This is a genomic window from Buchnera aphidicola (Tetraneura ulmi) (assembly GCF_964058925.1).
In the GTDB taxonomy this organism is placed as follows: Bacteria; Pseudomonadota; Gammaproteobacteria; order Enterobacterales; family Enterobacteriaceae; genus Buchnera_D; species Buchnera_D aphidicola_B.
Window position 1 is genome coordinate 313584 of the sequence record NZ_OZ060366.1, and the last position, 25238, is coordinate 338821.

The 25238-nt window shown below is 20.1% G+C and carries 25 protein-coding genes; 20 read left to right on the forward strand and 5 right to left on the reverse strand.

Annotation, left to right across the window (positions count from 1 at the left end; genetic code table 11):
• Positions 1 to 16 precede the first annotated feature (16 nt).
• The 8 genes from AB4W66_RS01430 (at position 17) to AB4W66_RS01465 (ending at position 7623) form a co-directional block, all read left to right on the forward strand.
• A complete protein-coding gene (locus AB4W66_RS01430; RefSeq protein WP_367674678.1) occupies positions 17 to 679 on the forward strand; it encodes a flagellar hook assembly protein FlgD in 663 nt (220 codons plus the stop codon).
• 54 nt (positions 680 to 733) lie between these two features.
• Positions 734 to 1975, forward strand: a complete 1242-nt coding sequence (locus tag AB4W66_RS01435) for a flagellar hook-basal body complex protein (RefSeq protein WP_367674679.1) — start codon at positions 734 to 736, stop codon at positions 1973 to 1975.
• Between the two features lie 29 nt (positions 1976 to 2004).
• A complete protein-coding gene (flgF, locus tag AB4W66_RS01440; protein ID WP_367674680.1) occupies positions 2005 to 2778 on the forward strand; it encodes a flagellar basal body rod protein FlgF in 774 nt (257 codons plus the stop codon).
• Positions 2779 to 2801: 23 nt separating this feature from the next.
• A complete protein-coding gene (flgG, locus tag AB4W66_RS01445) occupies positions 2802 to 3584 on the forward strand; it encodes a flagellar basal-body rod protein FlgG (protein ID WP_367674681.1) in 783 nt (260 codons plus the stop codon).
• Between the two features lie 69 nt (positions 3585 to 3653).
• A complete protein-coding gene (locus AB4W66_RS01450; protein WP_367674682.1) occupies positions 3654 to 4340 on the forward strand; it encodes a flagellar basal body L-ring protein FlgH in 687 nt (228 codons plus the stop codon).
• 154 nt (positions 4341 to 4494) lie between these two features.
• A complete protein-coding gene (gene flgI, locus AB4W66_RS01455; protein ID WP_367674683.1) occupies positions 4495 to 5592 on the forward strand; it encodes a flagellar basal body P-ring protein FlgI in 1098 nt (365 codons plus the stop codon).
• Positions 5592 to 5924 carry a rod-binding protein gene (locus tag AB4W66_RS01460; protein WP_367674684.1) on the forward strand — a complete coding sequence of 111 codons (333 nt, stop codon included), beginning with the start codon at positions 5592 to 5594 and terminating at the stop codon, positions 5922 to 5924. Before flgI ends, AB4W66_RS01460 begins: the two co-directional genes overlap by 1 nt.
• 70 nt (positions 5925 to 5994) lie before the next feature.
• Positions 5995 to 7623: a FlgK family flagellar hook-associated protein gene (locus AB4W66_RS01465; protein ID WP_367674685.1), complete on the forward strand. Its 1629-nt coding sequence runs from the start codon at positions 5995 to 5997 to the stop codon at positions 7621 to 7623.
• Positions 7624 to 7785: 162 nt separating this feature from the next.
• Here the strand turns inward: AB4W66_RS01465 and AB4W66_RS01470 are convergent, their stop codons facing one another.
• Positions 7786 to 9039: an Rne/Rng family ribonuclease gene (locus AB4W66_RS01470; protein WP_367674686.1), complete on the reverse strand. Its 1254-nt coding sequence runs from the start codon at positions 9037 to 9039 to the stop codon at positions 7786 to 7788.
• Between the two features lie 331 nt (positions 9040 to 9370).
• On the opposite strand from AB4W66_RS01470, the gene AB4W66_RS01475 reads away from it, so the two are divergent.
• The 12 genes from AB4W66_RS01475 (at position 9371) to AB4W66_RS01530 (ending at position 17368) form a co-directional block, all read left to right on the forward strand.
• Positions 9371 to 10336, forward strand: coding sequence for an RluA family pseudouridine synthase (locus tag AB4W66_RS01475; protein ID WP_367674687.1), 966 nt, complete (start codon positions 9371 to 9373; stop codon positions 10334 to 10336).
• Between the two features lie 26 nt (positions 10337 to 10362).
• Positions 10363 to 10527: a 50S ribosomal protein L32 gene (gene rpmF / locus AB4W66_RS01480; RefSeq protein WP_367674688.1), complete on the forward strand. Its 165-nt coding sequence runs from the start codon at positions 10363 to 10365 to the stop codon at positions 10525 to 10527.
• Positions 10528 to 10720: 193 nt separating this feature from the next.
• Positions 10721 to 10996 (forward strand): hypothetical protein, encoded by a 276-nt coding sequence (locus AB4W66_RS01485; RefSeq protein ID WP_367674689.1) that lies wholly within the window; start codon positions 10721 to 10723, stop codon positions 10994 to 10996.
• A complete protein-coding gene (locus AB4W66_RS01490; protein ID WP_367674690.1) occupies positions 10975 to 11655 on the forward strand; it encodes an ACP S-malonyltransferase in 681 nt (226 codons plus the stop codon). The genes AB4W66_RS01485 and AB4W66_RS01490 overlap by 22 nt, the downstream gene beginning before the upstream one ends.
• Positions 11656 to 11659: 4 nt before the next feature.
• Complete coding sequence (fabG, locus tag AB4W66_RS01495) at positions 11660 to 12394, forward strand: 3-oxoacyl-ACP reductase FabG (RefSeq protein WP_367674691.1); 735 nt, start codon at positions 11660 to 11662, stop codon at positions 12392 to 12394.
• A gap of 40 nt (positions 12395 to 12434) precedes the next feature.
• On the forward strand, positions 12435 to 12674 hold the full coding sequence (gene acpP / locus AB4W66_RS01500) for an acyl carrier protein (RefSeq protein WP_367674692.1): 240 nt from the start codon (positions 12435 to 12437) through the stop codon (positions 12672 to 12674).
• A 272-nt stretch (positions 12675 to 12946) separates the two neighbouring features.
• Positions 12947 to 13585, forward strand: a complete 639-nt coding sequence (gene tmk, locus AB4W66_RS01505; RefSeq protein ID WP_367674693.1) for a dTMP kinase — start codon at positions 12947 to 12949, stop codon at positions 13583 to 13585.
• Positions 13582 to 14559, forward strand: a complete 978-nt coding sequence (locus tag AB4W66_RS01510) for a DNA polymerase III subunit delta' C-terminal domain-containing protein (RefSeq protein WP_367674694.1) — start codon at positions 13582 to 13584, stop codon at positions 14557 to 14559. Before tmk ends, AB4W66_RS01510 begins: the two co-directional genes overlap by 4 nt.
• 30 nt (positions 14560 to 14589) lie before the next feature.
• Positions 14590 to 14823, forward strand: coding sequence for a hypothetical protein (locus AB4W66_RS01515; protein WP_367674695.1), 234 nt, complete (start codon positions 14590 to 14592; stop codon positions 14821 to 14823).
• Positions 14781 to 15371, forward strand: a complete 591-nt coding sequence (locus AB4W66_RS01520; RefSeq protein WP_367675081.1) for a TatD family hydrolase — start codon at positions 14781 to 14783, stop codon at positions 15369 to 15371. The genes AB4W66_RS01515 and AB4W66_RS01520 overlap by 43 nt, the downstream gene beginning before the upstream one ends.
• A 121-nt stretch (positions 15372 to 15492) precedes the next feature.
• Complete coding sequence (ptsG, locus tag AB4W66_RS01525) at positions 15493 to 16926, forward strand: PTS glucose transporter subunit IIBC (protein ID WP_367674696.1); 1434 nt, start codon at positions 15493 to 15495, stop codon at positions 16924 to 16926.
• Between the two features lie 85 nt (positions 16927 to 17011).
• Positions 17012 to 17368 (forward strand): HIT domain-containing protein, encoded by a 357-nt coding sequence (locus AB4W66_RS01530; RefSeq protein ID WP_367674697.1) that lies wholly within the window; start codon positions 17012 to 17014, stop codon positions 17366 to 17368.
• A gap of 228 nt (positions 17369 to 17596) precedes the next feature.
• On the opposite strand, the gene AB4W66_RS01535 is transcribed toward AB4W66_RS01530, so the two are convergent.
• From AB4W66_RS01535 to AB4W66_RS01550, 4 genes are all read right to left on the reverse strand, one after another.
• Positions 17597 to 18733 (reverse strand): porin, encoded by a 1137-nt coding sequence (locus AB4W66_RS01535; RefSeq protein ID WP_367674698.1) that lies wholly within the window; start codon positions 18731 to 18733, stop codon positions 17597 to 17599.
• 226 nt (positions 18734 to 18959) lie between these two features.
• A complete protein-coding gene (gene asnS / locus AB4W66_RS01540; protein ID WP_367674699.1) occupies positions 18960 to 20357 on the reverse strand; it encodes an asparagine--tRNA ligase in 1398 nt (465 codons plus the stop codon).
• Between the two features lie 1049 nt (positions 20358 to 21406).
• Positions 21407 to 22390: a rhodanese-related sulfurtransferase gene (locus tag AB4W66_RS01545; RefSeq protein WP_367674700.1), complete on the reverse strand. Its 984-nt coding sequence runs from the start codon at positions 22388 to 22390 to the stop codon at positions 21407 to 21409.
• A 122-nt stretch (positions 22391 to 22512) separates the two neighbouring features.
• Complete coding sequence (locus AB4W66_RS01550; protein WP_367674701.1) at positions 22513 to 25164, reverse strand: valine--tRNA ligase; 2652 nt, start codon at positions 25162 to 25164, stop codon at positions 22513 to 22515.
• Positions 25165 to 25238 lie beyond the last annotated feature (74 nt).

Below are 25238 nucleotides of genomic sequence, written 5' to 3' on the forward strand. Positions count from 1 at the left end.
ACAAAGAGAAACAACAATGATTAATACAGATATTAATACAAAATTTAATTTAATTAGCAATCAAAATTCTTTAAAAAAAATAAATTTTAATGAAATGATGCAAAAAGATTTTATTAACTTGTTAATTACACAAATAAAAAATCAAGATCCAATGAATCCAATAAAAAATTCGGAATTAATAAATCAATTAGCAGTAATTAAAACAAATAATAATCTTGAAAAAATTAATAATCAAATAGAACAAATAAAAGAAAAAAATAAAATAAATAATATTTTTAATATGTCATCTTTAATTGGAAAAAAAATATTAATTCCTAGTTCAAAATTCAAAAAAACTAAAAATATAAATTTATTTTGTGGAATTGAACTATTCAAAGATACAAAAAAACTAAATTTAAAAATTGTTGATATTAAAAATAGAAGTAATAAATTCATAAAACATTTAAAAAATATGAAATCAGGAATCCATTTTCTATCTATAGATGACAAAAATCTAAATTTACCAGTTGGAAACTATGAAATTAAAATAGATAAAGAAAATGATTTTAAAGACCCAAAAATAGGCACAATATTAAATTATTCTATAATACAAGGAATTACAAATCCTACAAAAAAACCTATTATCGATTTAGGAAACATGAAAAATATAGAAATAAACGATATTAAAAAGATTTTCTAGAAAAAATTAATAAATTCATTTTTATAAAATTATTTTTTTTAAAGGTATTGAACTATGATTTTTTCAAAATATATAAATACATTAAAAACATTTGAAGAAAAAATTAATTTAATTACAAAAAATATATCTAATGCTAGTTCAATAAATGGATACAAGAAAGAAAAATTAGAATTTAACGATTCTTTTCCAAAAAAATTAGGATTAAATGAACTGAATATAGGATCAGGGGTTTTATTAAAAAAAAATAATAAAATAGATTTTACTGTAGGTAAAATAAAAAAAACTGGAAAAAGTTTAGATTTTTCTATTAACGAAAAAAATGGTTTTTTTAAAGTTCAAGATTCTTCTAATTCTATTTTTTATACTAAAAATGGACATTTTTTTCTTGATAAAAATAAAAATATCGTTAACCATAATGGAATGTATTTAACTGGATATTTAAAGAAAAATAAAAATAATTTTTATAATTCTAAAATGGAACCAATTAGTTTTAAAAAAATAAATAAAATCATGGAAGCAAAAAAAACTAGTAAATTTAATTTAGTAATTACATTAAATAAAGAAGAAAAAACAAAAAAAAACGATTTTTATCCTAATAAAACAAATACCTATAATTTTAAAAAAACTGAATTTGTTTTTGATAAAAAGGGTAAAATTCATCAAATAGGTTTATATTTTAAAAAATTAACTCAAACTGTTTGGAACATATACCCAATTGATGAAACAGACGGTAAAAATGTTAGATCAGAAAACATTTTATTAAGTTGTGATTTAGATGGAATTTCAATCAATTATAAAAATCCAGTAAATATAAAATTAGCTTCATTAGAAAACCAAAAAAGAACAGAATATTTTAAAATGTATATAGATAATGTATCTTTTTTAGAAAATTTAAATAATAGAAAAAAAATTAATTTTTTGCAAGATGGCTACCCTTCTGGAAATTTGTATAAATTTAATGTCGAAAATAATGGAACCATAATTGCTAATTATGATAATAAACAACAAAAAATAATTGGTAAAATACCAATAATTAATTTTTATAACTTAAATGCATTGGAAAAAAAAGGAAATGATTTTTGGTCTATTAAAAAAAATTGGGATCAAAAAAAAATAAAAACTTCAATAGAAAATAATAATGATACGTTGAATGTAGGATCATTGGAAACTTCTAATGTTAATGTAAAAAATGAACTTTCTAATATGATAGAAGCACAAAAAAACTATCAATCTGTTGTACAATCAATGAAAACACAGGATAAAATGTTTGAAATATTACTCAGTAATTTTAAATAGAATAAAAAATTTTTAGAGAATATATAAAAATGAATAATACAATTAATACTTCTATATTAACAGCTAATAAGATATTAAAAAAATCAGAAATACTAGCTAACAATTTAGCTAATGTATCAACTTCTGGTTTCAAATCTCAATTAAGAACAATTTTGAATTCTCCAATTAATGATGGTAAAATAACTAAATCCAATTCTTATTCTTTTTTATCAAACATCCCTAAATATGATTTTTCTAACGGATTTATAAGGGATACACACGATCCTTTAAATTTAGCAATAAAAAATGCAGGTTGGTTTGTAGTCAAGGATAATAAAAATAAAGAACTATACACTAGAAATGGTAAATTAGAAATTAATAATTTAGGACAACTTACTATTAATCAATGCAAGGTTATAGATAAAAACGGAAAATTTATTTATATTCCAATCAATTGTATTCCTACTTTCTCAACAGATGGTACTATTACAATAACCAGTTATAACAACAATAAAAAACATAAACAAAAAATAGGAAAAATAAAAATAATAAACATAAACGTATCAAAAATAAAAAAAAATAAAAACGGATTCTTTCAATTGGAAGAAAAAATAAATAAAAATAAAAAAGATGTTTTTATAAAAAACAAGGATGCTAAAATAATTCAAGGAGCATTGGAGGATAGTAATGTGAATTTGACTGAAAATCTTGTAGAAATGATTGATAATACTAGACAATTTGAAATGCAGATGAAAATGATTAATTTATGCAATGAAAATGAACAAAAAGCTAACTCTATATTAAATACAACAAATAACTATTAAAAAACAATAGAGAGAGATAAAAAATGATTCCTTCTTTATGGATAGCAAAAACCGGTTTAGATGCACAACAAATAAACATGGATGTTATATCTAATAATTTAGCAAATGTTAGTACAAATGGGTTTAAACGATCAAGAGCTGTTTTTGAAGATCTTATGTATCAAACAATTCAACAACCTGGTTCTAAATTAGAAAAAGATGGAAACATTCCAAATAGTTTACAAATTGGAACAGGAGTAAGACCAGTCTCTACAAAAAAAATATATACTCAAGGAAATTTAGCTAAAACAGATTCAAATAAAGATCTATCTATCAGTGGAGTAGGTTTCTTTCAAATAAAACTTCCAGATGGTAGTACTGCTTATACAAGAGATGGTTCTTTTGAAATAAATGAAGATGGTTATCTTGTTAACAATTCTGGATTTATAATACAACCTTCAATAATAATTGCACCAAATGCACTTTCTATAAATGTAAATAGAGATGGTGCTGTTTCTGTTAATACAGAACAAGAAATAAATAGTACTTCAGTTGGACAAATAAATCTAGTGAATTTTATAAATAACGGTGGACTGTCTAACATAGGAGAAAATATGTTTAAAGAAACAATATCTTCAGGACCACCTATACAAGGAATTCCAGGCCGTAATGGTTTAGGTACTATTAATCAAGGTTACATAGAAACTTCAAATGTTAATGTAGCAGAAGAATTAGTAAATATGATTCAAACTCAAAGAGCTTACGAAATCAACAGTAAGTCGATAAATAGTTCTGATCAAATGCTACAAAAATTAACTCAATTATAAACAAAAATATAAGTTTTAATTATCAAAAAAAATATTATTTAAAATAAATTATTAAAAAGGTATTTAATTGTGCATAAATATTTTTTATTAAAAAGCTATAATTTTTTTTTTGTAGCAATAATTGCATTACTTCTAGGTGGATGTTCTGTTGTTCCAAATAGTAAATTTTTAAAAAATTCAAAAAAATGTTCTATTTATGATAATAAAGAAAAAACAAATTTTACTACAAATGAAGAATTGTCTTTATTTGAAGATTATCAACCACATAACGTCGGCGACACCATGACTGTTGTATTAGAAGAAAACGTAAGTGCTAGCAATAGTTCTTCGGAAAACATTGCTAAAGAAGGAGATAGCTACATTGCCATGACTCCTTTTCCAAATCCTATAGGAATAATGCATAAAAAAAATATTAAAAAAAACGAATTTAATGGAGAAACAAAAAATAATTATTCTGGTTTAGGTAACTCTACTTCTAAAAATATATTAGAAGGAGTAATTACAGTAACAATTAATGAAATATTATCTAATGGAAATTTAAAAGTTGAAGGAGAAAAAAGAATCACAATAAACAAAGGAACCGAATACATAAAATTTACTGGAATAGTAAATCCAAGAACTATTGATAAAGATAATTCCGTAATTTCAACACAAATTGCTAATGCTAATATAGAATACGTGAACAACAATTATACAAATTCAATAAATAAAATGGGTTGGTTGCAACGTTGGTTTTTCAAAATATGGCCTTTATAAAAACGTTTTATAAAACAAAATCTACTAATTTTTTTAATAAATACTTTTAAAATAAAAATACAACTAACATTAATTAAAAATTAAATGTTAGTTTTTAAAAAAATATTTTAAAAGAACTAAAAAATAATTAGATTTTTTTTTATTAGGAAAATTTATGAAAAAAAATATATTTTTTAAAGTCTATATAATTTTATTATTTACTTTTATTTCTATTCCTGCATATTCTGATAAAATAAGAAATTTAACTACTATACAACAAAGTATACAAGAAAATAAACTTATAGGATATGGATTAGTAGTTGGATTAAATGGGTCTGGAGATGAAACTAAACAATCTCCTTTAACTAACCAAAGTTTATTTGGTATGCTATCTAGATTAGGAATATCTATTTCTTCTAATTCTAAAATTAATCCAAAGAATACAGCTTCTGTAATGGTAACAGCAACTTTACCTAAATTCAGCTATGTTGGACAAAAAATGAATGTACATGTTTCTTCTATTGGAACAGCACAAAGTTTAGAAGGTGGAATCCTTATAATGACTCCTTTACGGGCAAGTAATAATAAAATTTATGCTACTGCACAAGGACATGTATTAATTGAAGAAGCAAAAAGTAAAAAAAACAATTTTTTTTACTTTCAATTTCCAAATCCCCATTCTAATGTAGGTAAAATTATTCTAGGGGCTACTGTAAAAAAAACAATGAATAATAAAATTGAAACGAATGGTTTAATTTACTTACAATTAAATAAAGAAGATTTTTCTACATCCCAAATAATTAGTAATTACATTAATAAAAAATTCAATAATATTGCAACTCCAATTGATGCAAGAACTATAAAAATAGCTCTTCCAAAAAACCAAAATAAAAAAATTAAAATGATATGTGAAATACAAAATATTAATGTTTTTCTTCCTAAAAAAGGTGAAAAAATAATTATAAATTCAAAAACTGGAACTGTGGTTTCTAACGGAAATATAAAAATAAATTCTTGTAATATATCACATAAAAAAATATCAATATTAATAAATCAAAAGATAATAAAAAATTATGAAAACAATATAAATTCTTTTATTAAAAATAAAAATTATTCAATTAATAAAGAAAATAAATTTAATTCGTATAATAGTAACTTAATAAACATAATAAGAGCATTACAGTCTTTAGGAACTAAACCAGAAGAACTGATATTTATTTTAAAATCAATGAAAAATGCAGGTTGTATAACCGCTAAATTAGAGATTATATAATGACAAGAAATTTTTTACTACCAATTAAAAACACAACTGAATATAATAATTACACAAAAAATAGGCTAAATATTTTTGAAAAAAAAATTAATGTAGGTACTAACAAAAATTTAGAAATAGGAAAAATGATTGAAGGATTATTTATACAAATGATATTGAAAATATCATTTCCAGAAAAATCAAATGAAGAATCATTATTTAATAGTGATCAAGAAAGAATGTACACTGAAATATATCATGGAGCAATTTCACAAATTATTTCAAACAAAGGAATAGGATTAGCTTCAATGATTGAAAAACAATTAACAATGTCAAAAAAAATAAATGTTTAAAAAAAATCAATTAAATATATTTAATAAAATATAATTAATAGTAGTTTTTCATTTTTTTTTTGGAATCATTATGCAAAAAATAAAAAATCAAAAAGTAAACTTTATCAATTTACTAAAAAAAACAAACAATGAAATAAAAAAAAATAAATACAACAAAAAAATAAATAAAAAAAAAATCGAATACAAAAATTTATTTCTTAAAAAACCCGAATATTTATTCAATATAGTTGATGAGTTAATTTCAAAAAAACAAAAAGAAAAACAGGAAATTTTTCTTTATAAAAAATTAGAAAAAATAATTGAAGAAAATCAAACTATTTTTTCTAATTTAATTCCTTATTTTTTTAAAAATTTGAATAAAAGAACAACTAACGGTGATATTGGAAAAAATTTTTTCTTGATTGTACATAAAATTTCTAAAAAATTAAAAGAATTTAAAGAATCTATCTCAAAACTAGAATTTTTTTTAAATATGGAAATCAAATCGGAAATAAAAAAAATTAATAAAAATTTATTATTAATTAAAAATATAAATTCAAAAATAAATAACATAAAAAATGAATCTAATTCTACTATCTTTTATGAAAAAGATACAATTAAAAATTTAATAACAAATAGACAAATTTTAACAAATCAATTAAATAAAATTGCTGGAATTAAATCTTTAGAAGAAAAAAATAATTTTTTTTTATTCTTAAATAAAAAAAATATTTTATTAAAAAACTCTAAAAAAACAGATATTTTTCCTACTAATGGACTATATGTTTCTAATAACATATCCATTGGTTGCCAATTTTATAAAAAAAAAACAATGAAGATTTTAGATCCAATTATTACTACAGGAACTTTAAGTGCTATTTTAAAATTTAAAAACAAACAATTAGAATTAACAAAAAATAAAATTGGACAATTAATTTATAATTTTAGTAGTATTTTTAATACTATTAACCAACTTGGTTACGATATTGATTGTAAACCTGGAAAAAGAATTTTTTCAAGATTACATCCAAAAATTATTCCCAACAAAAATAATAAAAGTAAAATAAAACTATTTCCAAAATGGAATGTTTTAAATATTTCTAACCCAAAGAATTACGAAATTAAATTTTTAGGAAATAATAAATGGAAAATAAAAAACTTATTTAATGATAAAGAATTCATTAATTTTAAAGTTGAGAAGAAAAAAGATTCTTCATCATTATTAAAATTTGATGGAATAGTAATTAAATATTTAAATAAATTTCTTAATCAAAATGACAAATATTTAATTGAATCAACTGCTACAGTAATCGATCAATTTTCTATTTCATCTAATATTACTGAAAAAACAAAAATCGCCTTTTTCGAAACAAACAATAAAGATCTTGACGATTATTCAAATTTTAAAAAAATGATTGATTTAGAAAATTATAAATTAATAAATAATAAAGAAACAATAGAAGAATCTTATGAAAATTATAAAAATAAAATAAAAAAAAAAATAGAAGAACTTAAATTAAATCAAAAATTAAAAGTTAAAAAAGAAAAAATGTTATTAGAAAAAAATAAATATGAATTAAATAATAATTTTTCTTTACAAAATTTAAATAAAGAAAAAATAAATTTAGAAAAATCAAATTTGTCTAATTACAAATCATATTTACAACCATCGATCAATGAAATGAACGAAATAATTAAAATATTTAATTCTGATATTTAAAAAATAAATTTTTTATAAAATTAATTATATTAGTATTTTTTTTAAAAGTTAAAAATTTTGAAAAAATAAAATTAATCAAAAAAGAATAAAAAATTTAATAAATAATAAACTCACTTAAAAAAATGTTTTTTAGTAAATTCTAAATCTAATTAAAAAAATATTTTAAAGAAAAATATTTCTCTTTAAAATACCTGTTCCACTACATCTAGAACAAATATAATCGTTAATTTTATTTATTGAATGTTTAACTTTTTGTCTAGACATCTCTAACAATCCAAAACGAGAAATTAAACCAACTTGAATACGAGCTTTATCTTTCTTTACCTCTTTTTTTATTTTATTTTCAACTATTCGTTGATGATGAATTAATTTCATATCAATAAAATCTATTACAATTAAACCTCCTAAATTACGTAATCTAATTTGTCTTGATATTTCATCAGCTGCTTCTAAATTAGTATTTAACGCTGTTTCTTTCATTCTTGTTCCTTTATTAGATTGAAAAGAATTAACATCTATTACAGTTAATGCTTCTGTGGAATCAATAACAATTTCTCCTCCTGAAAATAATCTTATTTTTCTTTGAAATATAGAGGTAATTTGTGATTCAATTTGAAAATAACTAAATAATGGAATTTTTTTATTGAAAACTTTAATTTTATTTAAAAAATCCATACGACCTAAAATATTCATATTATGATAAACATCATCTAATATTTTAAAATTATCAATTATAATTTCTTCTATGTCTTGATCTAAATCATCTCTAAAAGACCTATTAATAATGTTACTTTCTTGATCCAATAAAATTGGAGACGAATAAGTATTAGCTGTTTTAGTAATTACTTTCCATTGTTTTAATTTTTTATCCAAATCATTTTGTAAAATTTTTAAAGATTTTCCTAAACCAGCTGTTCTAATTATTAACCCCATATTTTTAGGTCGAATTAAATATTTAAAAATTTCTTTTAATTTATTTCGATGAACTTTTGCAATTTTTTTAGAAATTCCTCTAACATTAGGATTATTTGGCATTAAAATTAAAAAACTTCCAACTAAACTAATATATGTTGTTAATAAAGCACCTTTATTCATTTCTTCTTCTTTTTCTATCTGTACAATTAAATCCATTCCTTTTTTTAAAAAAAAAATATGATTATTAGTAACATTTCTTTTATAAAAATAATTTTTAGAAATTTCTTTAACAGGTAAAAAACCATTCCTTTTACAACCATAATTTATAAATACAGCATCTAAACTAGGTTCTAGTCTATCTATAATTCCTTTATATATATTTAATTTTTTTTCATTAATACTATTAGGTTTGTCTACATCTAAATTATATAATTTTTTTCCATCTACTAAAGCTATTCTCCATTCTTTAGAATTAATAGCATTTATTAACATTCTTTTCATAAAAAAAAATGATCTCTTTTTTATTAATTTAATATATAAATATATAAAAATAAATAGTTTAAATATTTTTTATAAATAAAAAATATAAAAAAATAAATTTGAAAGTAAAAGTTTTAATAAAAATCAAATTTATAAAATTTTTATATACGTAAAATTTATTATAAATAATTATATATTCAAAATATAAATTAATTTATATTAAAAAAAAACTAAATAAATTAATATTTTTTTATTTTTTAATTTTTAAAAAATTTTTAATAAAATTATTAATTTATAAAACATTGATTAGAACTATTATTCTAGATATAATATTGTCTTTTAGACATGTATTATGATAAAAACAACAAAAAAACCTCATTTTTTAAATGTAACTGAACAAATGATTCCACAAAGAATTGATAATTTTTTAATTTCTTATATGAAATTACTATCAAAAAATAAAATATATAAAATTTTAAGAAAGGGAAATGTTCGAGTAAATAAAAAAAGAGTTCTTCCAAAATACAAATTAAAAATTGGAGATAAAATTAGAATTCCTCCAATAAAAAAACAATATGTAAATACTATTAAAAAAAAAAATATACAAAAAAATACAGACAAAAAACTACTAAAAAAAATTTTATTTGAGGATGATGATTTAATTATTATAAATAAACCATCTGGAATAGCAGTACATGGAGGAAGCGGTATTTCAACAGGAATTATAGAAAAATTTCGTTTATTAAGACCATTATGCAAAAATTTAGAATTAGTACATCGATTAGATAAAGAAACTTCCGGTTTACTAATTATGTCAAAAAAAAGATTTGCTCTAAACTTTTTGCATGAACAAATAAGAAATAAAAAAATTAAAAAAAAATATATAGCATTAGTTCATGGAAATTGGCCTAATTCAACAAATATAATTAATTTTCCACTATTAAAAAAAAAATTGAATATAAATAAAAACAAAAAAAAAGTATGCGTGCACAAACTTGGAAAACCATCAGAAACACATTTTTTTGTAAAAAAAAGATTCAAAAATAACACTACTCTTGTTTATATATATCCTATAACTGGTAGAACACATCAAATTAGAGTCCATTCTGCACATTTAAATTCACCAATTGTTTTTGATAATCGTTATGGTTCTAAAACACTTGACAGAAAAATAAAAAAAACTAATGGTCCATTTCATTTACTATTACATGCAAAAGAAATACAATTTATACATCCAAAAAATAAAAAAAAAATTATATTATCAGCTCCTTTAGATAAAAAATTTAAAAATTATTTGGAATACTTATATAAAATTTAAACTAAAATATAAAAATAGAGGTAAAAATGGCAGTACAAAAAAATAAACCAACTCGTTCTAAACGAGGAATGAGAAGATCTCACGATAAAATAAAAACACCTACTTTATCTATAGATAAACATTCAAAAGAAATGCATATTAGACATCACATAACTAAAAAAGGATACTTTAAAGGAAAAAAAGTGATTTAACAATTATCGATTTAAAAAAAAAATAAATTTAAATTAATCTAATTCTTATATTTTAAAAAATTAATAATTTAAATAATAAAATTATTTTATTTATTAAAAACTAAAAATTAAAAAATAAAACTTTTTTTTAGTTCTAAAAAACGATAAAAAAATTAATTAAAAGTATTTATTTATTAAAATAACGGATAAAGAAATGAAATTTGCAATGATATTTCCAGGTCAAGGTATTCAAAGAATAGATATATTATTTGAATTATCTAAAAGTTTTCCTATGATTAGGAATACTTTCGATGAAGCTTCCAACTATATTAATTATAATTTATGGGAATATATTAGTAAAAATCATAAAAATAATTTAACAAATAACAAATATACACCAGCATTGATATTAACAAGTTCAGTTTCTCTTTATTATATATGGAAAAAAAAAATAAAAAAAAACCTAATATGGTGGCAGGTCATAGTTTAGGAGAATATTCAGCATTAGTTTGTTCCAATTCTATTTCTTTCAAAGATGGATTAAACATTGTTGTAAAAAGAAATAAATTTATGAAAGAAGCAGCAAAAAATAATCCAGGTTCTATGATGGCAATAATTGGAATAAAAGAAAATATAATAAAAAAAATTTGTAATATTTTTTTTAAAAATGAGCTTGTTGCTATTTCCAGTGTAAATTCTGAAACTGAAATTGTTGTATCTGGAAATAAAAAAAAATTATATAAAATAGAAAAAATATGCAAATTATTAGGAGCTAAAGCTGTTTTTCATTTATCAATTAATATTCCATCTCATTGTTCTTTAATGAAAAGCGCATCAAAAAAATTTTCTAAATTTTTAAATAATTTTATTTTTAGAAAACCTGATTTTCCAATTATCAATAATGTTGATATAAAATATGAAAAATCTGATAAAAAAATAAAAAAAGCTCTAATAAGACAATTAATAGAACCAATAAACTGGAAAAAAAGTATAAATTTTATTTTAAAAAATAAAATTTTTTTATTTCTAGAAGTTGGAACTAGTAGAGTGCTATCAAATTTAAATAAAAATATAAAAAATTCTATTTCTATTTCTTTAAATGACAAAAAAAATTTTTTTTTAAATAATAAGAAATTAATTAGGAAGTAAAAAAATGTATCAAAATAAAGAAATAGCTTTAGTTACTGGAGCAACAGGTACAATAGGACAAAAAATAGCAAAAGAACTATCAAAAAATGGAAAACTAGTAATTGGTTCTAGTAGAACTAAAAATGGAGTTAAAAAAATTAAAAAAATACTAAATAAAAGTGGAGAGGGAATAATAATTAATGTTAAAGACCCTAATGATATTAAAAAAAAAATAAATTTTATAAATACTAAATTTGGATCTATCGATATTCTAATAAATAACATAGGAATTAATTACAATAATTTATTATCTAAAATTTCTAATTTTGAATGGGAAGAAACATTAAAAATTAATTTAACTTCAGTATTTTACCTTTCACAATCGGTAATAAAAAAAATGATAAAAAAAAGAAAAGGTAGAATAATTACAATAGGGTCTATTATTGGATCTATAGGAAACAGTGGGCAAATCAGCTATTCAAGCTCAAAATCTGCATTAATAGGTTTTCATAAATCACTCGCTTTAGAAGTTGCATCACGAAAAATAACCGTAAATATTGTATCTCCTGGGTTTATTATATCGAATATGACTAAAAAACTAGACAAAAAACAATTGAATACATACTTGTTAAAAATACCAATGCAACGTTTTGGAAAAGCTTCTGATATCGCTAATGTTGTATTATTTTTATCTTCAAATAAATCTTCATATATTACTGGACAAGTAATTCATGTTAATGGAGGAATGCAAACAACTTAATATTATTTAAAATGTATTTGAATATTTTTTAGGAGATAATATGATAGATATTGAAAAAAAAATAAAGAAAATTATTTCTGTACAACTAGGAAAAAAAATAGAAAAAATATCTAGAAAATCATCTTATGTCAAAGATTTAGAAGCAGACTCTTTAGACATGATAGAATTTGTTATGAATCTAGAAGAAAAATTTAAAATTAATATTCCTGATGAAGATATGCAATATATAAAAACAATAGAAGATACAATTAAATATATAAAAAGTAAAATTGTTAATTGAATTAATTTATTCAAAACTAAGTAATTTTAAAATAATAATAAAATATCTAAAAAATAATTTTTAAAATTAATTCTTTTTAAATATAAAATTTAAAAGATACAAAAAATTAAATTTAATTAAAGATTAAAAAATAATTCTAATGCAATAAAATATTAGAAAACTTTTATAAAATATTTTATAAATTTTAAAAATAAAAAAATAAAAAAAATATAATTATATGTTAAAATTAACTAATTAATAATAAAGTTATTTAAAAAAACAATAAAAATAATATGCAAAATAAATTTATTGTAATTGAAGGAATAGAAGGATCAGGAAAAACAAATGCTTGTAAACAAGTCGAAAAATCTTTAAAATTATTTGGAATTAATAATTCCGTATTAATAAGAGAACCAGGTAGTACAAAAATAGGAGAAAAAATCAGAAAAATAGTAAAAGAAAAAAATATCGATGAAAAAATTACAAAGAAAACTGAACTTTTATTAATGTATGCAGCTAGAACACAATTAATTGAAACTGTAATAAAACCGGAATTAAAAAAAGGAAGTTGGATAATTAGTGATAGATTTGACATGTCTTCAATAGCTTATCAGGGAGCAGGGTCTAGAATAAATATAAATTTAATTAATAACCTAAAAAAATTTTTAGTAGAACCATTATATCCAGACTTGATTCTATATTTAGATATTGACCCAATAATAGGGTTAAAAAGAATAAAAAAAAATAGAAAATATTTAGATAGAATAGAACAAAAAAAAATTAGTTTTTTTATTCGTGCAAGAAAAAAATATTTAGAATTAATAAATTTAAATCCAACAGCAATAAAAATAAATGCAAATCAAAAAATTTCTATTGTAAATGAATTAGTACATAAAACCGTTAAAAAATGGTTGAAAAAAGTAAAAAAATGAATTTATATTCTTGGCACAAAAAAGTTTATTTAGAAATAATTAAACAATATAAATATAAAAAAAGTCATCATGCTAGAATGATAATATCTAATCAAAACTTGGATATTATTAAATTAGTTTGGAATATTGCAAAATGGATTTTTTGTTCAAAAAAAAAAAAATGTTCAGTATGTACAAGTTGTTTATTAATGGAAGCCAATTCTCATCCAGATTGGTATCATATTAAAAAAGAAACTAATGAAGAAAGTATTGGAATAGATTTTATTAATTCTTTAAAAAAAAAAATTCTTCTTACACCGCAACAAAAAAATGGAAAAGTTTTCTTTTTTCAAAACTCTGAAAATCTAACAACAGCATCTGTTAACTCTTTACTAAAAATAATTGAAGAACCACCAAAAAATACTTGGTTTTTTTTTGAATATAATAATAATTATTATATTCCAGAAACTTTGAAGAGTAGATGTTTATTACATTTTTTACCACCTCCTACTGAAAAAGAAGGAATTATTTGGTTAAAGAATCAATTTATAATAACAAAACAAAATAATTATTTAATTTTATTAAGAACTTGTAATAGTTCTCCTATCGAATCAAAAAAACTATTTCAAAGTATCTTTTGGACATTAAGACTTGAGTTTTTCTTTTTATTAAAAGAATTTATAAATAAAGGTACTATAAAACCATTAATTTCAATTATTTCTAAAAAAGATAATTTTTTATTGATTAATAGTATTTGTTGTATTTTATTAGATTCAATAAAATACAAAAATAATCTAAATAAAAATTTGATTAATTTAGATCAAATAGAACTAATAAAAATCTTTTCTAAAAAACATACATTCAAATGTTTAAATAAATCATTTAAATCTTGGATAAAATGTTACAATAGAATTGTTTCTATTACAGGAATAAATCAAGAATTATTAATAATAGAACAATTTTTTTACTGGAAAAAAATATTAAATACATCTTAAAAAATATAAAAAACTTAAAGAGTAAAACTAATGCATTTAATAGATAGTCATTGTCATCTAGATAGAATAAATTTAAAAAAAATAAAAATGAATCTTGATGAACTGCTACAAAACGCAATTTTAAATAAAGTTAATTTTTTCTTAACCGTTTCTACTTCTATTAAAAATTTCAAAAAAATATCAAATTCAATAAAAAAAAAAACGTTTTTCATTCTTGCGGAATTCACCCATTATATGTTAAGAAAGTTGAAACCGATTCTTTAAATTTAGAAAAATTTTCAAAAAAAAAGAAAGTAATTGCAATAGGAGAAACTGGTTTAGATTATTTCTACAATAAAACAAATATAGAATTTCAAAAAAAATCATTTAGAAATCATATTCAAATAGCTAAAAAAACAAAAAAACCAATAATTGTACATTCAAGATCATCTATTCAAGATACTATTAAAATACTAAAAGAAGAAAAAGCAAATGATTGTAGAGGAATACTTCATTCTTTTTCTGAAAAAAAAATAAAATATGCGAAACAATTGCTAGATTTAGGATTTTATATATCATTTTCAGGAATAATTACTTTTAATAAAACTGATGAAATAAAAAAAGTTTTAAACTATATACCTTTTGAATCAATTTTACTTGAAACTGATTCACCATATTTATCTCCATTTCCAAATAGAGGAAAAGAAAACCAACCTGCATATTTACCTTATATAGCAAAACGTGTAGCTAAAATAAAAAAAATCAAGTTTGAAAATCTAATCAATATTACTACAAAAAATTTTTATGAATTATTTCCGAAAATTAATTCATAAAATACTATTTTAAAAAAAAACATGATTTTTTTAATTAAAAAATAAATTTATTTATATGTAATTTTTTATAAAATTCAAAAAAAAATTTTATATTTTTTATTTTAAAAAAGAGAAAAAATTAATGTTAAAAAATTCATTTTCTAGTTTACAAAAAATAGGTAAATCATTAATGTTACCTGTTTCTGTATTACCTATTGCTGGAATTCTATTAGGAATAGGTTCAGTAAAATTTTCTTTTTTACCTATTATAATTTCAAATATCATGTATAAATCAGGGGCATCGGTGTTTTTTAACATGCCTTTAATATTTTCTATTGGAGTAGCTCTAGGATTTACTAAAAATGATGGAGTATCCGCATTAGCAGCTGTTGTATCATATGGAATTATGACTAGTACTATATCAACTATATCTCCATTAATAATACAAATAAAAAATTCAAATTTTCAACAAGAAAATTTTTATGATACTGGAATTTTTGGTGGCATCCTTTCAGGAATTTTATCTGCATATTTATTTAATAAATTTTATAAAATTCGTTTACCAGAATATCTAGGATTTTTTTCAGGAAAAAGATTTGTACCAATTATTTCTGGTTTTTTTTCAATAATTTTAGGAATTATATTATCTTTAATATGGCCTCCAATTGGACATTTAATTCAATTATTTTCAGAATGGTCTGCTTATCAAAATCCGATGTTAGCATTTGGAATTTATGGGTTAATTGAAAGATCTTTAGTTCCATTTGGTTTACATCATATCTGGAATGTACCATTTCAAATGCAAATTGGAAACTATACGAATTCAACAGGACAAATTTTTCATGGGGATATTGCAAGATATATGGCAGGAGACCCAACAGCCGGGAAACTCTCTGGAGGATTTTTATTTAAAATGTATGGTTTACCAGGAGCAGCTTTAGCTATTTGGAAATCCTCTAAAAAGGAAAATCAATCAAAAATTGCAGGAATGATGATTCCTAGTGCACTAACAGCATTTTTAACCGGGATTACTGAACCAATTGAATTTTCCTTTCTATTAATTTCTCCATTATTGTATATAATACATGCTATTTTATCTGGATTAGCTTTTACTATATGTATTTTTTTTGATATGAGAGCAGGTACTAGTTTTTCTCATGGTTTAATAGATTTTTTAATCTTAAGCGGAAACAGCCATCGAATTTGGCTATTTCCTATCTTTGGAATAATTTACTTATTTTTATACTATTATATATTTTACACGTTAATTAAGAAATTAAATTTAAAAACCCCAGGAAGAGAGAAAAATATTTTTTTTTCTAAAATTAATAACATAAATGAAATTTCAAAAAAATTAATTATAGCTTTAGGGGGGAGAAAAAATATTGAAAATTTAGATGCCTGTATTACTAGAATTAGAATAACAGTAATTGATATAAATCAAGTTAATGTAAAAAAAATAAAAGAAACAGGCTCTGCAGGAGTAATTATATCTGGAGTAGGAATACAGATAGTTTTTGGAACAAAATCTGATCAAATAAAAATTAAAATGGAAAAATATATGAAAAATCAATAATAAAAATAAATTAAAAAAAATACTAATATAATTAATTTTTTAATTTTAAAAAAATTATTATTTTTCGTAATATTTGTATAAAAAAATGAAAAAAAAAACAAATAAATATAATATATTTCAAAAAATTATTAAAAAAGAAATTAAGTCAAAAATTATTTATCAGAACGATAATCTAACAGCATTTGAAGATATAAATCCAAAAGCACCAATACATATTTTAATAATTCCAAATAAAAAAATAAAAAACATTAATCAAATTAATATTGAAAATAAAAATATTATCATAGAAATGATATTTATTGCTGTAAAAATTGCAAAAAAAAAAAAAATAGAAAAAAAAGGTTATCGGTTAGTAATAAATTGTAACAAAGATGGTGGTCAAGAAATACCTTACTTACATATTCATCTTTTAGGAGGTAGAAAATTAGGATCAATAGGATAATAAATTAGAAAATAAAAAACATTTATAGAAATAAATATTTTCTATTTAATTAATTTAAAAAATAAAAAAACTTTAAAAAGTATAAAATTCTCTTCTGAATAATTTTTCATAAAAAATATTTTTTAATTTTATTTATGACATTTATTTTTTGAAATTTTTAAAATCAGAAGAGAATTTTGTTTAAAATAACAAAAATAAAAGACAAGGATTTTTCTTAAAAAATAAATTTTAAAAATTATATTTTAAACCTAATCCTAAAAAATTATTTTTATAAATTTTTTGTTTAATTCCAAATAAGTCATTGTCTATTTTCAATAAATTTATTGTATAGTCAAGGTAAGCATCTAAATTTTTATTAAAACTATAATCAGCTAAAATTCTAAACTTATTATTAGAACTAAATTTTTCTTTTTTTGGATGAATATTTTTATTTGAAACTAATAATTCATTTCCCTGTAAGTTAGAAAAAGAAACCAATGCACTAAAGTTTTTATCAAAATTATATCCTGATACTAATTGGATTAATCCATCATTTTTCAAAAATGTATTGTTATTTTTATTAATTACAATATTCTTATTTGTTCCAAGAATAAGTATTATATAAGATTTTTTAAAATCATATTTTGTAGACAACCCAAAAGAACTAGTTAATTTACCTTTTTTATCTTCTATACTAAATTTAGGACGATCTTTTAAAAAATAAGATAAAACTGCAGAAAAACCTGAATTATTTTTTTTATTATTATAAACTATTGAATAACCTATACCACTTAGTTCTTTTTCATGTTTTTTTGTAGAAAAACTAGAATATAAAGGATTACCTCGAAATTCTAAAGAAAAATTTAAAAATTTAGGAGAGAAATAAGAATTATTTGTTCGATACGTAAGGATATAGTTTTTTTTATCTAAAAAAATTTTATGATCTAAATTTATATTATTTTTATTAATATTATTTTTTTTTAATAAATATATTAAATCATGCATAACTCCATTATTACGACTATATTCAATTTCTCCAAAATTTCTAGAACGTATTCCAAAATAACCAAAATCATTTTTTTTAAATTTAGAATTAAAAAAGAAAGATTTTAATTCATTTAAATCAGAAATATAGTAAATATAACCATAACTAGATAAATCCTGAGTTATTTTTTTCTTAGCAAAAACAGAAACTGAAACATTTTCTTTATCTTTATTTAAATATATAAAACATTTTTTTTTTGAATAAGAAACATCTTGATTTTTTCTAATTTGAGTATTAATCTCTAGTTTATCACCTTTATTATTATATAACACTGAAGACTCTGAAAAATTAAAAGGTAACAATACAAAAAAAAATAATGTTAAAAAATTATAATTCTTCATAAAAATTTATTATTTTACCATTTTGTTATATTAAAAAATACGAAAAATTCACTATTCATTTATTTTGTGTTTTAATAATTTTAAAAAAACAGTGATCTATTTTTAGATTAAAATAAATATAATTCTTTTTGATTAAAAAACAAATATTGTTTTCATAAAATTAAAAAAAATAAAAAATTAATTTATAATTTTTTCTATAAAAATTGTTATATCTACATTTTTTGTTTTAAAAAAGAGAATTCTTTGCAGTTCTAGGAAAAGGAATTAAATCTCTAACATTAGTAACGTTAGTAATATAAGATAACAATCGCTCAAAACCCATTCCAAATCCAGAATGAGGAACTGTACCATATTTTCTAAGATCTAAATACCAACTATAATCTTGAAGAGACATACCCATCTCTTTTAATCTAGTTTCTAACTTATCAAATTTATCTTCTCTTTCTGATCCACCAATTACTTCTCCTACTCCAGGTAACAATAAATCAAAAGAAGAAACAGTTTTTTTATCGTCGTTTAACTTCATATAAAAAGCTTTTATTTTCTTTGGATGATTTTTAATAACTATTGGAATATTAGAATAATAATTTAAAATATATTTTTCATGTTCAGAAGATAAATCTGTTCCAAAATTAATTTTTTCTTTAAATTTTTTAGAAAAATTTAAAATATCAATAATTTCTGCATAATCCTTTTTAATAAAATCATTCTCTAAAAAAAAATTTAATTTACAAAAAATTTTATTTTTAGATTTTAATTCTAAAAATTTAATATCTTGATAACAATTTTTTAATACTAAATTAATTAGTTTTTTTAACATATTTTCAGAAAATTGAATTATTTCATCTAAACTTAAAAAAGACTCTTCTAACTCCAACATCCAAAATTCGGATAAATGACGACTAGTGTTTGAATTTTCTGCTCTAAAAGTAGGTCCAAATGTATACACTTTAGATAAAGAACAAGCATAAGTTTCTAAAGTTAATTGTCCAGAAACAGTTAGAAAAGATTCTTTTCCAAAAAAATCTTTTCTAAAATCTATTTTTCCATCATTATCTTTTGGAAGATTATAAAAATCTAAAGTTGATACTCGGAACATTTTTCCCAAACCTTCTGAATCTATACTCGTAATAATAGGAGTTGGCACCCAAACATATTTTTTTTTATATAAAAAAGATTTTAAAGCATATGAAATAAAATCCCTTATTCTAGATATTGAACCTATAAAATTAGTTCTTGAACGTAAATGAACTACGTTTCTTAAATGTTCAACTGTATGATTTTTAGAGGAAATAGGATATCTTTCTGGATTGTCTACAAATCCTAATATATTAATATTGTTAATAACAATTTCATATTTTTGTTTTTTTCCAGAAGATAAAAATAAATTTCCTAAAATAGTTATTGAACAACCTACTGTTAATTTTAATACATCTTTATAATAATTTTTTAAATTATTATAAGCAATACATTGAATTGGGTTACAAGAAGATCCATCATTAACATCTATAAAAGAAAAACCCAATTTGGAATCTCTCCTCGATCGAATCCATCCATTAATAGTAATTAATTCACCTATTTTAACTTTATCATTTTGTATTTCTATTACAGAAACTATCGACATAAATTTTCCTATATAGATATATTATCATACATTAAATAAATAAAAATAATTTTCTAAAACTTTTAAAATATAAAATATTAAAAATATAATTTTTTAATTATAAAAATGTTAAAAAAAATGGAAATAAAATAAATATTTTTTAATAATAAAAAATATTTTAAAAAGTAATGAAAATTAATTAATAAAATCTTTTATAAACAAAATAATTTAAATTTATTTAAAAAATAAATATAAATATTAATCGATAAAATCAACTTTTTTAAAAATTTTTTATAAAAAATGAAATATTAAATATTGGAAAAATAATTTATAAAAAAAGAAAAAACCTCTTAATTTTAAAAAAAAATAAATCTTATGTTAAAAATATTAATATTAATTATTTAATTAACAAAAATTAAATATTAATTAAAAAGTGAAAATTTATCTTTTAGAAAAAAGAATTAAATAATTTTGAAATAAAAAAAAACTAAACAACCTTAATTAAAAGTAATAATGATAGAAAAAATTCTTTTTTAAAATAAATTTTAAAAAAATATTTCTATTTCTTTAAAAATTTATATGAATAAAAAAACAATTACTCTCTATCAAGAACATAAATAATTAAAATTAAATAAAAATTTTTAGAAAATTTATTATATGAAAGTTTGAAAACAAAAATAAAAAAATATTTATTTTAAAATATTTAAAAAAATTTTATTTTTAATAAATAAAAAACTTTATTAATGTAAAAAGCTTATCTATTAAAAAAAATAAAACTAAATTAGTTATTACAATAATATTTTTAAATTAAAGTAAATTAATTATTAATTAATAAACCAAAAAATAATTTAGAAATTTCAGAACTAAAATTACTAAAAAAATTATATTAGAACATTAAGGATATAATTTTATTAATTAGTTAAAAAAAATATTTAAAGAATACAAAAATAATTAGATTTTTAAAGATAAAAAATATTTTCTAAATTTTTTAAAAAATTAAAAATAAAATTTTTAAAAAATAAAAAAATTATTTTTAATTAAAAATTTAAAATAAAAATACATCTTTTCTTTTAAAGAAATGATCTATTTTTAGATTTTTTTTCTAATTTAGAAAAACAAATTTGAGAACAACAACCATTCATTTTATCAAAACATTGAAAACATTGAATAAAAAGTAAATGACAACTTTCATAACTACAATTAACATAATCATTAGATGGTAACTTACAAATTTTACAATTTGTAAATAAATCATTTGTAATTTCTTCTCCCATTCTAGCATCAAAAACAAAATTTTTTCCTTTGAAATACATAGGTATTTTTTTTTTCTTAGTTTCATTATAATACCCAATAATTCCATTTTTTAATTGATAAACGTATTTAAATCCATGATATTTTATCCAAGAAGTAGCTTTTTCACATCTAATTCCACCTGTGCAATACATTACAATTTTTTTATTCTTATAAGGTTCTAAAAAATTAAGAATATTTCTTATTTGATTTTTAAAAGTTTCTTCAGGAATATTTATTGAATTTTCAAATCGTCCTATTGCATATTCATAAGAATTCCTCATATCAAGAAAAACTGCATTATTTTTCTTTTTATTAATAAGATACATTTTGTTAAATTTTTCTGAATTTAAATATAAACCTCTATATTTAATAATATTTAAATATTTATTTGAAATTCCATCAGAAACAATTTTTTTTTTTATTTTTACAACTAGTAACCAAAATGGTTCAACTAAATAATTTTCTTGATTTTTATTAAAAAATATTTTTCGTAAAGATAAATCAAAATTTTGGATTTTTTTTTTTAAAATTAAATACTTTTCTTTTGGAATACTAATTTGAGCATTGATTCCTTCTTCAGATACATATACTCTTCCTAAAACATTGAAAAATACTAATAATTTATACAAATTATTACGAAAACTAAAAATATCAGATATAAAAAAATATTTGTAAAATGAAACTATGACTCTTTTTTCTATTTTATTTATAATTTTTTTTTTAAGTATTTTTCTTTCAATCAAATTATGTAAATTTTTCATTTGTACAATTTCCTAAAAATAAAATTAAAAAAAATAAAAATCAGTAAAAATTTAATAAAAAATTAATTAATTAAAACTAAAAAAAATAAAAATTTTAATTTACATATATTAAACGTTTCTAGTTACTTATTATTTTTTTTTAAAATAAAACATTCTGCACCGTCTATTTTTTGAAATTTATTATTAAATTCTATTTTTTTATCAGGAAAAAATAGAATTTCATCTAAATAAGACATTTTTTTAAAATAGTTTTCATATTTTTTAAAATATTTTTTATTTTTAGAATCGATATTTTTTAAAAATAAAGAAACCATAATTTTAGGATGAAAATTATTTTTAATTCTAATATTTCTTATTTCAATAATTTTTTTTTGAAACCAAATCATTTCTTTTTGAATAATTTTATTATCAATTTCTAGAGGTATAAAAACAGGAAAAGATTCTTCTAAAATTGTTTCTTTTTCACTAAGATGATCTATCTTGTTTATTTCTCTCCAAATATATTCAGTAATATACGGAATAATTGGATGCAATAGGATTAAAATAGTTATTAATACTTTTTTTAAAGAATATTTTGTTCCTTGTAATTCTATTTTATTTCCATTTGTTCTAATAACTTTAGCAAATTCTAAATACCAATCACAAAATTTGTTCCAGAAAAAATCATATAATTTTTGAGCTATTACATCGAAACGATAATTTTTCATTTCATATGAATATTCTCTTATCAATATATTTAATTCAATAAAAATCCAATAATCAGGAAAAGAGAAACTTATTTTTTTTATTTCTTTTTTTGCATTATCTTCTTCAAGATAAAGAAGTACAAATCTACTTGCATTCCATAATTTAGTACAAAAATTTTTACAAAATTTTAATCTAGAATAATTCCAATGAATGTCTTGTTTAGGAGTAGATAAAAAAGAAAAATACAATCTCAAAGAATCTGTACCGAAAGCTTCTATTCCATTAGGAAAATTAAATTTAGTAAAATCAGAAATTTTTTTTATTGATTTTTTATTGGAAATATATTTAATTCTTTTTTTTATTAAATTAGACAGAGAAATACCATTTATAACATCTAAAGGATCGATAACATTTCCTTTAGATTTTGACATCTTTTTACCAAATTCATCTCTAATTAAACCAGTAACTAGAACTCTTTTAAATGGAATTTTATAATTTCCAAATTTATCTTTAATAAGATACGTACTTAAAAAAATCATTCTAGATACCCAAAAAAAAATAATATCAAAACCAGTTACCAAAATATCAGTAGGATAAAAATTTTTAAATAAATCTGTTTTTTTAGGCCATCCCAATGAAGCAAAACACCATAATCCGGAAGAAAACCAAGTATCTAAAACATCTTTTTCTTGATTCAAGACTGTTTCTTTAGAAATTCTGTATTTTTCTCTAACTTCCTTTTCATCATTTCCAACGTAAACATTATTTTTTTCATCATACCAAACAGGTATTTGATGTCCCCACCATAATTGTCTAGAAATACACCAATCATTAATATTTTCCATCCAAGAAAAAAAAACATTCTTATATTTTTCTGGAATAAATTTTATATCTCCTTTTTTAACACATTCTATTGCTAATATAGATAATGGTTTAGTATTTAAGTACCATTGATCTGTTAACATAGGTTCAATAATAGTTCCAGTACGATCTCCATATGGAACAGTATTTTTTATTTTTATTTCTTCTTTTAATAAACCTAATTTTTTAATTTCTAAAATAACTTTTTCTCTAAGTTTACATCGATCCAAATTTTTAAAAATTGAAGGGACGAAAAAATTAACATCGAATAACTGGTTTCCATTGGTATCAAAGAATTGTAATGAATTTCTTAGTTTCCCATCTTTTTTAAATATATTAATCATTGGTAAATTTTTTCTTTTAGCTATTTCATAATCTTTAAAATCATGAGCTGGTGTTATCTTTACACAACCAGTACCTTTATTTAAATCTATTTTATAATCTGAAATAACTGGTATTATTCTATTTATTAAAGGAATAGAAACAAATTTACCTATATGTTTTTTATAACGAATATCACTTGGGTGTACGGAAATTGCTATATCTCCAAATAAAGTTTCAGGACGTGTAGTAGAAACTACTAAATATTCTGTTTTATCAGTTATATTTTGCTTAACAAAAGGGTAGCATATGTTCCACATTTTACTTGATACTTGTCGATATTCGACTTCTAAATCAGAAATTACTGTTTTTAAAGATATATCCCAATTAGATAATTTTTTACTTTTATAAATTAATTTTTTTTCATATAATTTTATAAAAGCTTGTCTAACAGCTATTGACATTTCTTCATCTAAAGTAAATCTTTCTTTACTCCAATCTATTGAATTTCCTAAACGACGCATTTGATTATTTATTTTAAAATTTAGTTTTTCTTTCCATTTCCAAATTTTTTTGATGAAATTTTCTTTAGTATTTATTTTTCTATTTTCTTCTAATCTAAAAAATTCTTTTTCAATTAAAACTTGAGTGGCAATTCCAGCATGATCAGTACCTGACTGCCAAAACGTATTTTTTCCTTTTATTCGTTGATACCTTATTATTATATCCATTAAAGTTTGTTGAAAAGCATGTCCCATATGTAATTTTCCAGTAATATTTGGAGGAGGAATTACAATACAAAAATTCCCTTTTTTACTTTTATAATTTGGGGAAAAAAAATTTTTTTTCTCCCAAAAATCATATAAATTACTTTCTATTTCCTTTGATATAAATTTTTTTTTCATATTTTAAATCCATAAAAAACGTATTAAAAAAATTTTTAAAAAACTGATTTTTAATAAAATTAAATAAAATATTT

Bases quoted from the DNA above. Each gene is read 5' to 3' on its own strand.
- AB4W66_RS01550 (WP_367674701.1), bottom strand. From the start codon at position 25,164: ATGAAAAAAAAATTTATATCAAAGGAAATAGAAAGTAATTTATATGAT.
- fabG (WP_367674691.1), top strand. From the start codon at position 11,660: ATGTATCAAAATAAAGAAATAGCTTTAGTTACTGGAGCAACAGGTACA.
- AB4W66_RS01485 (WP_367674689.1), top strand. From the start codon at position 10,721: ATGAAATTTGCAATGATATTTCCAGGTCAAGGTATTCAAAGAATAGAT.
- asnS (WP_367674699.1), bottom strand. From the start codon at position 20,357: ATGTCGATAGTTTCTGTAATAGAAATACAAAATGATAAAGTTAAAATA.
- AB4W66_RS01535 (WP_367674698.1), bottom strand. From the start codon at position 18,733: ATGAAGAATTATAATTTTTTAACATTATTTTTTTTTGTATTGTTACCT.
- AB4W66_RS01545 (WP_367674700.1), bottom strand. From the start codon at position 22,390: ATGAAAAATTTACATAATTTGATTGAAAGAAAAATACTTAAAAAAAAA.
- AB4W66_RS01475 (WP_367674687.1), top strand. From the start codon at position 9,371: ATGATAAAAACAACAAAAAAACCTCATTTTTTAAATGTAACTGAACAA.
- AB4W66_RS01530 (WP_367674697.1), top strand. From the start codon at position 17,012: ATGAAAAAAAAAACAAATAAATATAATATATTTCAAAAAATTATTAAA.
- AB4W66_RS01510 (WP_367674694.1), top strand. From the start codon at position 13,582: ATGAATTTATATTCTTGGCACAAAAAAGTTTATTTAGAAATAATTAAA.
- AB4W66_RS01435 (WP_367674679.1), top strand. From the start codon at position 734: ATGATTTTTTCAAAATATATAAATACATTAAAAACATTTGAAGAAAAA.
- acpP (WP_367674692.1), top strand. From the start codon at position 12,435: ATGATAGATATTGAAAAAAAAATAAAGAAAATTATTTCTGTACAACTA.
- AB4W66_RS01465 (WP_367674685.1), top strand. From the start codon at position 5,995: ATGCAAAAAATAAAAAATCAAAAAGTAAACTTTATCAATTTACTAAAA.
- AB4W66_RS01470 (WP_367674686.1), bottom strand. From the start codon at position 9,039: ATGAAAAGAATGTTAATAAATGCTATTAATTCTAAAGAATGGAGAATA.
- AB4W66_RS01515 (WP_367674695.1), top strand. From the start codon at position 14,590: ATGCATTTAATAGATAGTCATTGTCATCTAGATAGAATAAATTTAAAA.
- flgF (WP_367674680.1), top strand. From the start codon at position 2,005: ATGAATAATACAATTAATACTTCTATATTAACAGCTAATAAGATATTA.
- AB4W66_RS01460 (WP_367674684.1), top strand. From the start codon at position 5,592: ATGACAAGAAATTTTTTACTACCAATTAAAAACACAACTGAATATAAT.
- ptsG (WP_367674696.1), top strand. From the start codon at position 15,493: ATGTTAAAAAATTCATTTTCTAGTTTACAAAAAATAGGTAAATCATTA.
- flgG (WP_367674681.1), top strand. From the start codon at position 2,802: ATGATTCCTTCTTTATGGATAGCAAAAACCGGTTTAGATGCACAACAA.
- AB4W66_RS01430 (WP_367674678.1), top strand. From the start codon at position 17: ATGATTAATACAGATATTAATACAAAATTTAATTTAATTAGCAATCAA.
- AB4W66_RS01490 (WP_367674690.1), top strand. From the start codon at position 10,975: ATGGTGGCAGGTCATAGTTTAGGAGAATATTCAGCATTAGTTTGTTCC.
- tmk (WP_367674693.1), top strand. From the start codon at position 12,947: ATGCAAAATAAATTTATTGTAATTGAAGGAATAGAAGGATCAGGAAAA.
- rpmF (WP_367674688.1), top strand. From the start codon at position 10,363: ATGGCAGTACAAAAAAATAAACCAACTCGTTCTAAACGAGGAATGAGA.
- flgI (WP_367674683.1), top strand. From the start codon at position 4,495: ATGAAAAAAAATATATTTTTTAAAGTCTATATAATTTTATTATTTACT.